Annotated in this window: 12 protein-coding genes; 10 read left to right on the top strand and 2 right to left on the bottom strand. The window is 63.3% G+C overall.

Going from position 1 to position 12735, the window contains the following annotated elements:
* A partial coding sequence (locus tag ACCD03_RS24950; RefSeq protein WP_413413228.1) for a sterol desaturase family protein occupies window positions 1–722 on the top strand: 722 nt, incomplete at its 5' end.
* On the opposite strand, the gene ACCD03_RS24945 is transcribed toward ACCD03_RS24950, so the two are convergent.
* Entirely contained in the window at window positions 715–1584 is an 870-nt protein-coding gene (locus ACCD03_RS24945; RefSeq protein WP_012435357.1) for a LysR substrate-binding domain-containing protein, read from the bottom strand. The two genes, ACCD03_RS24950 and ACCD03_RS24945, sit on opposite strands and share 8 nt — an antisense overlap.
* Before the next feature lie 186 nt (window positions 1585–1770).
* Here ACCD03_RS24945 and ACCD03_RS24940 point away from each other — a divergent pair, with 186 nt between their 5' ends.
* The 7 genes from ACCD03_RS24940 to metC all read left to right on the top strand — a co-directional run bounded on the left by ACCD03_RS24940 (window position 1771) and on the right by metC (window position 8364).
* Window positions 1771–2607: a transporter substrate-binding domain-containing protein gene (locus ACCD03_RS24940; RefSeq protein WP_413413227.1), complete on the top strand. Its 837-nt coding sequence runs from the start codon at window positions 1771–1773 to the stop codon at window positions 2605–2607.
* A 16-nt stretch (window positions 2608–2623) separates the two neighbouring features.
* Entirely contained in the window at window positions 2624–3316 is a 693-nt protein-coding gene (locus ACCD03_RS24935; RefSeq protein WP_045204200.1) for an amino acid ABC transporter permease, read from the top strand.
* A gap of 3 nt (window positions 3317–3319) precedes the next feature.
* Window positions 3320–4012, top strand: a complete 693-nt coding sequence (locus ACCD03_RS24930; RefSeq protein WP_024975903.1) for an amino acid ABC transporter permease — start codon at window positions 3320–3322, stop codon at window positions 4010–4012.
* Window positions 4013–4041: 29 nt separating this feature from the next.
* Window positions 4042–4797, top strand: a complete 756-nt coding sequence (locus tag ACCD03_RS24925) for an amino acid ABC transporter ATP-binding protein (RefSeq protein ID WP_413413226.1) — start codon at window positions 4042–4044, stop codon at window positions 4795–4797.
* A 66-nt stretch (window positions 4798–4863) separates the two neighbouring features.
* Entirely contained in the window at window positions 4864–5457 is a 594-nt protein-coding gene (locus ACCD03_RS24920) for a hypothetical protein (protein WP_413413225.1), read from the top strand.
* A 91-nt stretch (window positions 5458–5548) separates the two neighbouring features.
* Window positions 5549–7138 carry a rhodanese-like domain-containing protein gene (locus ACCD03_RS24915; protein ID WP_413413224.1) on the top strand — a complete coding sequence of 530 codons (1590 nt, stop codon included), beginning with the start codon at window positions 5549–5551 and terminating at the stop codon, window positions 7136–7138.
* A gap of 26 nt (window positions 7139–7164) precedes the next feature.
* Window positions 7165–8364 (top strand): cystathionine beta-lyase, encoded by a 1200-nt coding sequence (gene metC / locus ACCD03_RS24910; protein ID WP_413413223.1) that lies wholly within the window; start codon window positions 7165–7167, stop codon window positions 8362–8364.
* Window positions 8365–8438: 74 nt separating this feature from the next.
* Here metC and typA read toward each other — a convergent pair whose 3' ends face one another.
* A complete protein-coding gene (typA, locus tag ACCD03_RS24905) occupies window positions 8439–10259 on the bottom strand; it encodes a translational GTPase TypA (protein ID WP_045204204.1) in 1821 nt (606 codons plus the stop codon).
* A gap of 250 nt (window positions 10260–10509) precedes the next feature.
* Between typA and ACCD03_RS24900 the strand changes: the two genes are divergently transcribed.
* Both ACCD03_RS24900 and ACCD03_RS24895 read left to right on the top strand, forming a co-directional pair.
* Entirely contained in the window at window positions 10510–11028 is a 519-nt protein-coding gene (locus ACCD03_RS24900; protein ID WP_175537105.1) for a MarR family winged helix-turn-helix transcriptional regulator, read from the top strand.
* A gap of 74 nt (window positions 11029–11102) precedes the next feature.
* Window positions 11103–12632, top strand: a complete 1530-nt coding sequence (locus tag ACCD03_RS24895) for an AdeC/AdeK/OprM family multidrug efflux complex outer membrane factor (protein WP_045204205.1) — start codon at window positions 11103–11105, stop codon at window positions 12630–12632.
* Window positions 12633–12735 lie beyond the last annotated feature (103 nt).

Here is a 12735-nt window from a genome sequence, read left to right as displayed (position 1 = left end):
CGTCGGACGCGTTCTTCCTGTGGCTGATGATCAAGACGGTCTACTCGTGGACGTACAGCCACGGCTTGCGCGCGGTGCCCGAGACGTGGTGGTCATTCGTGTTGCTCTTGCTGCTGCAGGATTTTCTGTACTACTTCTTCCACCGCGCGAGCCATCGCGTGCGCTGGATGTGGGCCTCGCATGTAACGCACCACTCGTCGGAAGGCATGAACTTTTCGACGGCGTTCCGCCAGAGCCTGACCTATCCGATTTCTGGTATGTGGCTGTTCTGGATTCCGCTTGCCTGGATCGGCTTTACGCCGGACTGGGTGATCCTCGCCGTGGGCCTGAACCTGGCATTCCAGTTCTTCGTGCATACGCGGCTGGGTGCGCTGGATTCGCGCTACGCCGGCTTCTGGCGCTGGCTCGGGCAATACGTGAATACGCCGTCGGTGCATCGCGTTCACCACGCCAAGAACCCGCAGTACATCGACCGAAACTACGCCGGCGTGCTGACCATCTGGGATCGCATGTTCGGCAGCTTCGTGCCAGAGGAGGACGCGCCCGTTTTCGGCATCACGCGGCAAGTCCACACGCACAACCCGATCACCCTCACCTTCCACGAATGGCGCGACATGTGGGCAGACGTGTTCCGCGATCGGGACATTCGCTACCTGTGGAAACCGCCCGAGTGGCGCAGCCCGCGCGCTGCGGGAACGGTCGAGGCGATGCCGCTCACATGAACGGCGGCCCGAAGCGCGTGGCGACGCGATCAGTGGAATCGAACAGATCCCGCAGGACGGCGCTGGTGCACGTCGGCTGCACGTACAGGTAAAACGCCACTTCCGGCAGTCGCGGCAGGCCATCTGCTTCGGTCAGCACACGCATGTTGGCGTCGAGCAATTCGGTCGTGCGCGCCGTCACGCCCAGCCCCGCGCTAATCGCAGCCTTGATGCCCGTCAGCGTGGGCGACAGATAACTCGTGCGCCATGGAATGTGGTGCGCATCCAGGCATTCGATCGACAGCTGACGGAACAGGCTCAGTTCGTCGGCCATGACCAACGGCACCGGCGCGGCGGGGTTGAAGATGAAATCTTCCGCGCAGATCCACACCATCGGCGACGTGCGCAGCTTGATACCGGGAAAAGCATCGTCATAGCGGGTGGAGATCGCCAGATCGAGCGTCTTGTCGCGCAACGCGTCCATCAGGAACGGGCTGCGACCAACGTTGATTTCCATCTGCAATTCTGGCGACAGCTTGGACAACCGCCGCAGCAGATTCGGCAAGATCGAATCGGCCACGTCATGCGGTGAGCCGATGCGGATTTTCTCGATCGGGCCGCCCGTCTGGATCACCTGCACGGCCTGGTCGTTGAGCGCCAGGATCTTGTGCGCATAGGCGACAAGCCGCACGCCATCGGGCGTCATCATCTTGTGGCGGCCGCGCTTCTCGAACAGCGCGCAGCCCATTTCCTCCTCCAGCCGCTGCATCTGCTGCGTGACCGCAGACTGCGTGCGCCCCACCCGTGCCGCTGCCGCGGCAAACGTCTCGTGCTGCGCAATCGCTACGAATGTGCGCAGCAAATCGATGTCCAGATTTCGCATCTCGATCCCGATACTTCAGAAACCCTAATCAATTCCAACCAAGAATTAAATTGTTCTGCGCAATTCTGGCCGATAACCTGCCGGAAATACAAATAACACTGAACGAACAATACGTTCAGACAGACACCTGAGCCGCGGGGAAGCGCGGTCCGACATTGAATCGGTTTCATACAAAGGAGGAACACCATGTGGGTATGGAAATGGGCACAAGCCGCGGCGACGCTCACCTTGGGCACGCTGGGCGTGGCAGGAGTGGCGCACGCCGATGCGCTGACGGACATCAAATCTCGCGGCACGCTGGTCTGCGGCACCCAGAACGCCAGCGAGCCTTACGCCTTTCCCGACGCCGCCACGCGGCAGATCGTCGGCTTTGACGTGGATGTGTGCAGCGCGTTGGCCAAGGGTCTGGGCGTCAAGCTGGAGCACCGCGCGCTGTCAACCGACGCACGCATTCCCGAACTGAAGACACATCGCGTGGATGTGCTGGCCGCTGCTGTGGCGTGGATGCCGGCGCGCGCCGCGCAAGTCGATTTCAGCAACCAATATTTCGTTGCGCCGATCCGCGTGCTGGTGCGCGCTGATTCGCCCATCCAGACGCTCGATCAGCTTGCCAACAAGAAGATCGCCGCATCCGAAGGTTCAAGCTCGGCAGCGGTGTCAGTCACGCGCCTGCCGGATTCGCGCTTGCTGACATTCCACGATATTTCGTCGGCGTATCTCGCTTTGCAGCAAGGCAAGGTCGATGGGCTGGTGGCGGGGCAACTGGTGCTGGCCCGCTTTGCCAACGAGGCGGCACAAAAAGGCGGCCAGCAATATCGCCTGCTGACCGCGCCCGTGTACGAAGAGCGCTGGGGCGTGGTGACGAACAAGAACGAGCCCGCGCTCATGGCGGCCGTCAACAAGGTGCTGGCGGATTACGACCAGTCCAGCGGCCTGCAGACGAGCTTCGACAAGTGGCTCGGCGCCAAGTCGGTCTACAAGTTCTCGCGCGACTACAAGGTCGAACCGATCAAGCCGCAGTAAGCCCAGGGCGGCCGACATGTTCGATCTCTCGTTCCTGCTCGAAGACGGCTATCTGCGCCTCTTGCGAGACGGCATCCTGACCACGCTGCGTCTGTTTGTCGTCTCGGGCCTGCTGGCCATCGCCGTTGGTGTTTCACTGGCAACGCTGCGTGCGCTGCCGGTGCGCGTGTTCAAGGCGTTCGTCATCGTGGTTGTCGAATACCACCGCAACGTGCCGATGCTGGTGCAGATCCTGGTGTGGTATTTCGGCGTCCCGCAGTTGCTGCCGGAATCGCTCAAGGTATGGATCAACGCCGGCAACACCGAGTTCCTCTTCGCCGCGATTGCCCTGGCGCTGAACTCGGGCGCGTTCATCTCCGAAGACCTGCGATCGGGCCTGCGTGCGATCCCGCATACGCAGCAGGAGGCGGCGTGGTCGATCGGGCTGACGCATCTGCAGGCGCTGCGTTACGTGATCCTGCCGCAGGGGATTCGCGTGGCGCTGCCCGCGCTGCTCAACCAGGCGCTGTTGCTGTTCAAGAACAGCTCGCTGGCGATGGCCATCGGCGTGCACGAATTGCTCTACCGCACGCGGCAGATCGACAACCTCACCTTCCGCACGTTTGACGTGTTCCTCGTCGCCACGCTGCTATATCTGCTCGGCACGCTTGCGCTGATGTCGCTGTCGGATCGCGTTGCCAAGCGTCGTACGACGCCACTGGGGGTCTGACGCATGCTTGAAATCCTGCATGACTATCTGGCGTTGTTCCTGGTCGGGTCGTGGCCGAACGGGCCACTGGGTGGCGTGGCGGTGACGCTGGTGCTTTCGGTGCTGGGCTTGGTGATGTCGTTCCCGATTGCAGTGCTGATCGGTCTGGCACACGTGAGCCCTTGGCGCTGGCTGCGTCGTATTGCCGGTGTTTGGTCTCGCCTGGTGCGCGGCATTCCGCTGCTGATGATCATCTTCTGGGCGTACTTTGCGGTGCCGCTGCTCGTGGGCAAGGAAGTGTCGGCGTTCACCACGGCGGTCTGCGCGATCATCGTCTATGAGAGCGCATTCCTCTCGCAGATCGTACGTGCGGGGCTGGAGGGCCTGCCGCGCGGACAGATGGAAGCCGCGCGCTCGAATGGCCTGTCCTGGCTGCAGAGCATGCGCTACGTGCAACTGCCGCAAGCGCTGACCAACATGCTGCCGTCGATCGTCAACCAGTTCGTGTCGATCATCAAGGCAACGTCGCTCGCCTATGTGATTGGCGTGCCGGAGCTGACGTACTCAGCGGCGCAGGTCAACACCATCACGCTGACCAAGCCGCTGGAGACCTTCCTCGTGCTGGCAGCCTTCTACTTCGTTTTGTGCTTCGCCATCTCCCGCTTCGCGGGGCAGCTGGAGCGCCGCATTGCCCGCCATCGCGCGGGGCTTGCCTAGGAACAAACCCTTGCCGGAGACAACATCCCATGCTGGCATTTGAAAACGTCGATAAGTATTACGACGACTACCACGCGCTCAAAGGCATCAGCGCCACCATCGAACGCGGTGAAGTCGTTGTGGTGTGCGGCCCCTCGGGCTCGGGCAAATCCACACTGATCCGCACGGTCACGCGGCTGGAGGGCATCCACGGCGGATGCATCCGCTTTGAAGGGTGCGATGTCCATGCACGCGATGTGCGCGTCAACCAATTGCGTGCACGCATTGGCTTCGTGTTCCAGAACTTCAACCTGTTCCAAAACCTGTCGGTGCGGCAGAACCTGATTCTCGGGCCGACCAAGGTGCTCGGTCTGTCGCGCGACGAAGCGACGGCGCAGGCCGAAGCGCTGCTTGCCAAGGTCGGCCTTGCCCACAAGATCGATGCGATGCCCGCGAACCTCTCGGGCGGCCAGCAGCAGCGCGTGGCCATTGCGCGGGCGCTGGCGATGAAGCCACCCCTCATGCTGTTTGATGAGCCGACCAGCGCGCTCGACCCCGAGATGGTGCAAGAGGTTCTGCACGTGATGCGCGCGCTGGCAGACGACGGTCTCACGATGATGATCGTCACCCACGAGATGGGCTTCGCGCGTGATGTGTCCAGCCGTGTCTGGTTCATGGACCAGGGCGAGTTGCTGGAGGACTCGCCGCCCGACCAGTTCTTCAGCCGACCGAAGCACGCGCGTGCGCAGCGCTTTCTGCAAGACGTCCTGCGGCCTGCGCCGCGCATTGCCGAACTCGTCGCCTGACACCAACAACGATAACAACGCCACGTAACACAACAAGGCGCCCCCATACCTCAGGAGAATCCACCCATGTCCACATCTCTTCCTCAGCAACGCCAAGCGGCAGTCAATGATGCGATTGCCGCCATGAAAGCCGCACTCGCACCCGAAGGTGAAACGCGTCCCGCGCTCGCGGAGGTGCTCGAACAGGTCAAAGGCCTCGCCGCGCGCACGGAGTTCTGGCAGGAAACCGACTTCCCGCCTCCCAGCGACGGCGAGCTGCAAGCCCGCTACCTGATCCACGAAGATGCAAACCAGACCTACGCGCTGTACCTGAATGTCATGCGCCCGGGCAAGAAGATCACGCCGCACAACCACACCACGTGGGCCTGCATCGCCGCCGTGGACGGCACGGAATACAACTATGTCTACCGCCGCACCGACGACCGCGCCACGCCCGGCGTCGGGACGCTGGAAATGACCGACACCGTCGTCGTCGAACCAGGTACCGGCATCGCGCTGGCGGCCGAAGACATCCACGCCGTCGAGATCAAGGGCGAGGCGCCGATCCGCCATCTGCACATGTACGGACGCGCGCTCGAAACGCTGACCGAGCGCATTACGTTCGACCTGGCGACCGGCCGCTACCAGACCATGGGCATCGGCGTGAAGACGCGCCGCTAACCGCCCAGCCTCAACCCGAATCGCGTTGCCTGCAATCCGCGCTGCGTGCGCGGAGGGGCGCGCTCACCCTTTTGATTCGCTTCGCATCGATATGACATCGTTCGTTACCGCCCAGACCCTGAAAGCGTGGCTGCACGACGGCGCCGAGATTGCGCTGTTCGACGTGCGCGAGCACGGCCAGTACGGTGAAGCCCACCTCTTCTACGCCATCCCGCTGCCGTACAGCCGTCTTGAGATCGATGCCCCGCGCCTCGCGCCCCGCCGCGCAGTGCGCATGGTCGTTTATGACGACAACGATGGCGTTGCCGACCGCGCGGCCGAACGCCTGAGCGCCGTCGGCTACACCAACGTGCACGTGCTGCAAGGCGGCGCACAAGGCTGGACGCACGCAGGCTTCACGCTATTTGCCGGCGTCAACGTACCATCCAAAACCTTCGGCGAACTCGTCGAGATGGCGTACCACACGCCACGCGTCACCGCGCGCGAGCTTGCGGCCATGCGCGAACGCGGCGACGACGTCGTCATCGTCGACGGCAGACCCGTCAGCGAATACCTGAAGATGACGATCCCGTCGTCGATCTGCTGCCCGAACGGCGAACTTGGGCTGCGCATCCGCGAGCTTGTCCCCGATGCAACCACGCCGATCGTCGTCAACTGCGCGGGCCGCACACGCAGCATCATCGGCGCGCAAACGCTGATCAACCTGGGCATCCCCAACCCGGTGATGGCGCTGGAGAACGGAACGCAAGGCTGGTACCTCGAAGACCTGCCTCTGGAGCACGGCAGCACGCGCCGTTATCCCGACGTCGTGACGCCCGCTACCGTCAAGGACATGCGCGAGGCCAGTCAGCAACTCGCCGCCCGCTTTGCAGTGCCCGAGGTCGATGCAGAATCGCTCGCACGTTGGGGTGCACACGACGAACACAGCGTCTTCCTGTGCGATGTCCGTACCCCCGAGGAATTCGCCAGCGGCAGCCTGCCAGGTGCACAGCATGCACCGGGCGGCCAGTTGATCCAGGCAACCGATCAGTACGTCGGCGTGCGTCATGCCCGCCTCGTGCTCTTCGACGCCGACGGCGTGCGGGCGCCAATCGTTGCGAGCTGGCTGCGGCAACTCGGCCACGATGCCTATGTGCTGCGCGAGGGATTGAACAGCAACGCGAGCCTGCCGGTGGCCCCAACCGCGTTGCCGCAACCGTTACCGGAAATCAGTGCGCAAGCGCTCTCCACCGCGCTCGCGGCCGGCACCGCACACGTGATCGACTTGCGCCCCAGCATGGCCTTCCGCCGCGCCCACGTGCCTGGCGCCACATGGGCCATTCGTCCGCGCTTGCCGGCCCTGGCCGCCGACCGCGATACCGTGTTGATCGCTGACGACCCGCGCATCGCAGCACTCGCGGCGGCAGATTTGGGCACGGGCGCGCCGCATGCCGCATCGCGTCTAAAGTTGCTCGCCGGAAGCGTCGCCGCGTGGACTGCTGCCGGCTACGTCACCGAAGGTTCCGAGAACGTCCCGCCCGACGCCGATTGCATCGACTATCTCTTCTTCGTGCATGATCGGCATGACGGCAACAAGGCTGCGGCAAGGCAATACCTGGCCTGGGAAACCGGCCTGCTCGCCCAGCTCGATGCGCAAGAACTTGGCGCCTTTCGCGTGGGCGCTGGTGCCGCGCAGTCATGACGCTCAACCCTCGAGGCCCACGCACCATGTCATCGCAGAAAACCGAGCCACGGCTGGCAACCCGAGTCGCAACACGCCTCGTCAAGGGTGGCACATCGCCCGCCTTTGAAGGCGGCCGAGCCGTCAACCCGCCCGTCGTGCGCGCCTCCACCGTGTTGTTCGAGTCGATGGACGAGATGAACGACGCGCGCCGCCGTCGCGGCACCGAACGCATGTTTACCTACGGCGCGCGCGGCAACCCGACGGGCTTTGCGCTGGAAGACGTTGTCGCGCAACTCGAAGGCGGCTATCGCACGCGGCTCTTCCCGACTGGCCTGGCCGCCATTTCGATGGTTTTCCTGGCCTTCGCCCGCCCGGGTGATCACGTCTTGATTGCCGATTGCGTCTACCAGCCGCTGCGTCATTTCGTCGATACGTTCCTGCGCCCCTGGGGCGTGGAGGTGACGTATTTCTGCGCCGACGGCAGCGATGTCGCACAGCAGCTCAAACCGACGACCAAGCTCGTCTACGTGGAATGCCCCGGCTCGCTCGTCTATGAGATGTGCGATCTGCCCGCGCTGGCTGAGATTGCGCATCGCCATGGGGCCCTGGTCATCGCCGACAACACGTGGGGCTCGGGTCTGCAATACCGCCCGCTCACACTGGGTGCCGACGTATCGATCATGGCGGCAACCAAGTATCTGAGCGGCCACTCCGACGTGATGATGGGCACGGTGACCACCACACAGGCGTGCTGGCAAACGCTCGCCACGATGAGCGACGCCCAAGGCGTGGCTGTCAGCCCCGACGATGCCTACCTCGTGCTGCGCGGCACGCGCACGCTGGCCGCGCGCCTTGCCATGCACGAACGCAACGCGCTTGAGATTGCGCGCTGGCTTGTGGCGCGTCCGGAAGTGGCACGTGTCTTTTGCCCCGCGCTGCCGGAAGACCCCGGACACGCGCTGTGGCAACGCGACTGCAGCGGCACCAACGGACTGGTCTCGTTCGAATTCGCCCAAGCAGATGCGCAAATCGCCGGGCGCTTCGTCGATGCCCTCATGCTGTTTGGCATCGGCGCCTCATGGGGCGGCTTCGAGAGCCTTGCGACGGTCAGCAATGTGGCGGGCACCCGCACCTGCACGGATTGGTCCCGAGCCGGCCCGATCGTGCGCCTGCATATCGGACTGGAAGACCCGCAAGACCTGATCGACGATCTGGCACAAGCGTTCGCGCGCGTTCAGGCATAACGCCAGCGTCATCGCCGAGCAAAAAAAAAACGCCCCGAAATCTCGGGGCGTCGTTTTGGCAGATCGACTGGCGATCAGACCGCTTCTTCACGCGATGCGCGCTTGCGCTCGTGTTCCTTCAGGTGACGCTTGCGCAGGCGGATGCTCTTCGGCGTGACTTCCACCAGCTCGTCGTCGGCGATGAATTCCACCGCGTATTCCAGCGACATCTGAATCGGCGGCACCAGGCGCACAGCTTCATCGGTGCCCGACGCACGCACGTTGGTCAGCTGCTTGCCCTTGATCGGGTTGACGACCAGGTCGTTGTCACGGCTGTGGATGCCGATGATCATGCCTTCGTAAAGTGCATCGCCAGGCGACACGAACATGCGGCCGCGATCCTGCAGCTTCCACAGCGCGTAGGCCACGGCAGCGCCGTCGTCCTGCGAGATCAGCACACCGTTATGGCGCTCGCCCAGGTCGCCTTCCTTGACCGGGGAGTAGTCGTCGAAAATGTGGCTGATCAGGCCGGTGCCGCGCGTCAGCGTCAGGAATTCACCCTGGAAGCCGATCAGGCCACGGGCCGGAATACGGTATTCCAGACGCGTACGGCCCTTGCCGTCCGACGCCATGTCAAGCAGCTCGCCCTTGCGGCGGCCCAGCTCTTCCATCACACCGCCCTGGTGGCCGTCTTCCACGTCCACAGTCAGGCGCTCAAACGGCTCGCACTTCACACCGTCGATTTCCTTGAACACCACGCGCGGGCGCGACACAGCCAGCTCGTAGCCTTCACGGCGCATGTTTTCCACCAGAATCGTCAGATGCAGTTCGCCACGGCCCGACACTTCGAAGATCGTGTCGTCGCCGGTGTCCTTCACGCGCAGGGCCACGTTGGACTTCAGTTCGCGGTCCAGACGATCGCGCAGTTGGCGGCTCGTCACGAACTTGCCTTCGCGGCCAGCCAACGGCGAGGTGTTGACGCAGAAGTTCATCGTCAGCGTCGGCTCGTCCACCTTCAGCATCGGCAGGGCTTCCTGGGCGTCCGGAGCGCACACGGTGCAACCGATGCCCAGTTCTTCAATACCGTTGATCAGCACGATGTCGCCGGCTTCGGCTTCCTGCACCAGCTCGCGCTCCAGGCCGCGGAACTTCAGCACCTGGTTGATACGGCCCTTGATGGGGTTGCCTTCCGGACCGAACTTCACCACCACGTCCTGCAGCGGACGCACGCGGCCACGCGTAATGCGGCCCACGCCGATCTTGCCCACGTAGCTCGAGTAGTCCAGCGAGATGATCTGCAGCTGGAGCGGACCGTTCGGGTCGTCGTTACGCTGCGGCACCTTGTCGAGAATGGTCTCGAACAGCGGCTTCATGTCGCCTTCGCGCACGTCGTCGGTCAGACCGGCGTAACCGTTCAGGCCCGAGGCGTACACCACCGGGAAGTCGAGTTGGTCGTCGTTGGCGCCCAGCTTGTCGAACAGGTCGAAGGTCTGGTTGATCACCCACTCCGGACGCGCACCCGGGCGGTCCACCTTGTTGATCACGACGATCGGCTTCAGGCCCAGGGCCAGCGCCTTGCGCGTCACAAAACGCGTTTGCGGCATCGGGCCTTCCACGGCATCCACCAGCAGCAGCACGCCGTCGACCATCGACAGCACACGCTCCACCTCGCCGCCGAAGTCGGCGTGCCCCGGCGTGTCGACGATGTTGATGTGCGTGCCGTTGTATTCGACCGCGCAGTTCTTGGCCAGGATCGTGATGCCGCGCTCTTTTTCGATGTCGTTCGAATCCATCACGCGCTCGGCGATCTGCTCGTTCTCGCGGAACGTGCCGGCTTGGCGAAGGAGCTGGTCGACCAGTGTGGTTTTGCCGTGGTCAACGTGGGCAATGATGGCAATGTTGCGAAGCGCGCGCATGGGATGTGAACTCGAAAAGACGTGACACGAGCCCGGGACAGTACCCAAATTCAGCTCGCGGAATAACCTGACATTCTAGCATGCTGCGATGCGCAAGACATGACACTCCTTGACGAATCGATGAAGGAGCACAGTTCGAGTGCATCATAGATCACCGATTATTTCTAAAAATGGAATCGCACATTCAGTACCTTGCTGTTTGCTGCGCCGATTCGTATATTTGTCCGGACAATGATTGTGCATACATAAGATGTCCGAACAAACAAGACCCGCCACCGAAGTTGCTGCCGGAACGCTCTTCCGGGTGGAGGACTACCGCATGTGCGAAAGCGTGGGCTACCTCGTCGGGCGCGCCAAGACGGCGCTGTCCATGGCCATCGAGCAGGAAGTTGCCGCGATGGATGTGACGCATTCCCAGGCCAGTTGCCTGGTGCTGCTCGCCAACGGCCGATGCCAAACCGCTACCGATCTGGGCCGCGAATTGAACACCGACATCGGTTCGCTCACGCGCATGCTCAGCCGCATGGAAAAGCGCGGCCTGATCGAGCGCGTGCGCAGCGAGTCCGACCGCCGCGTCGTGCATCTGGAGGTGACGCAAGCCGGCCGTGACTTGGCTGACCGCATGCCAGCCATCTATACGCACGTGCTGAACCGTTTTTTTGCTGGCTTCACGCCGGGCGACGTCGATACGCTGCGCGAACTCCTCAAGCGCATTCTCGACAACGGCGCCGCCACGGAGGGGCACCGCGTGCGCCCCGCCGGCCACTGACGCCGCCCCGCTCGAATTGCACCTGCAGCACCGAACGCTTCCCGCCCCCTTGATCGCTTGACCCATCAAACAACATGAACGCCTTGAATTCCGCCCCTCAGGCACTTTCGCCCCTAAGCCGCGCCGGCAGTCCGCGCGCGCAATGGCCGGCACGCCTGGGTGTGGCGCTTTCCACCGTGACGCTGGCCGTGCTGGCTGGTTGCGCGAACCTCGGCAATTCGCACAGCACGCAGACGCTGACAACGCCGGGCCAGTTGGCGAGCGCGCAATCGTTGCCCTCTCAAGGCGGCCAGTGGCCGTCGCAGAATTGGGTCGATCAGTTCAACGATCCGCAACTGCGCGCGCTGGTGGATGAGGCCATCAAGGACAACCCGAACCTGCAAGTCGCCTTTGCCCGCGTGCGCGCTTCGCGTGCGATGGCCGATGTGGTGCGCGGCAATCTGTATCCGAGCGTCGGTCTCGATGCCGACATGACGCGTCAGCGCCTGTCGGAATACGACATGTTTGAAGGCACGCCACTGGCTGGTCGCTGGTTCACGGAATCGAAGATCCAGCTGGGTGTGAGCTACGACCTGGATTTTTGGGGCAAGAATCGCTCTGCGCTGGAAGCTGCGCTGTCCGATGACAAATCGATGGAAGCGGAAAGCCAGGCTTCGCGACTGGTGCTGTCGACCACGGTGGCACGCACCTACGCCAAGCTGGCCGCGCTCTACGCGCAGCGCGACGTGGCCGAACGTGCAATCGTGCAGCGCAAGGATTTGACCAACCTTGCAGGCCAACGCGTGCGTGCTGGCCTTGATACGCAAGTTGAAACCACGCAGGCCCGCGCCAATGTGGCCGCCGCACAGACGGAACTTGAACAAGTCGACGAGCAGATCGCGCTGGCACGCAACCAGTTGGCGGCGCTGCTGGGCAAGGGCCCCGACCGCGGCCTCTCAATCACGCGCCCGACGCTGCTCGCGCAAACCACGCCCAAGCTGCCGAACAACCTGACCATCGACCTGATCGGCCGTCGCCCGGATCTCGTGGCTGCGCGCTGGCGCGTGGAAGCCGCGTCGAAGGATATCGACGTCGCCAAGGCGCAATTCCTGCCGGATATCAGCCTGACTGCATTCCTGGGGCTGGCTTCGATTGCGCCGGAAAACCTGCTGCTTGGTGCATCGCGTCAGCTCGGTATCGGCCCGGCGCTCAAGCTGCCGATCTTCCAGGGCGGCAAGCTGCGCGCCAACCTGCGCGGCAAGTACGCCAACTATGACGCGGCTGTCGCGAGCTACAACCAGACGCTGACCGAAGCTCTGCACGACACCGCAGACCAGATCACCACGCTGCACAGCATTGACTCGCAGATCGCCATCCAGCGCACCGCCTTGAGCGAAGCTGAGCGCGCCTACAGCCTTGCACGCACGCGCTACAGCGCCGGCCTTGGTACACAACTGGTTGTGCTGAACGCCGAGACGACCGTGCTGCAGCAACGCAAGCTCGCGACCGATCTACAGGCACGCCGACTCGACGCGCAGATGGCCCTTATCAAGGCCCTCGGCGGCGGCTATACGGCAGAAGACCTCCCCGGCGCCAAGCCCGAGGCCGCCGCATCGCATGGCTGAGCTGTACTGAATTGAACTGAACCGAACGTTCCACCGCATTCTTTCGAGCCAACATCATGAGTGACAACAAGCCCCAAGCCGCACCGTCCGCTGCCCCCGCACC

It is taken from the genome of Ralstonia sp. Ralssp135 (assembly GCF_047304345.1).
GTDB lineage: Bacteria > Pseudomonadota > Gammaproteobacteria > Burkholderiales > Burkholderiaceae > Ralstonia > Ralstonia chuxiongensis.
The sequence above is the reverse complement of the archived record's forward strand: the minus strand, read 5'-3'. Positions and strand labels throughout refer to the sequence as shown.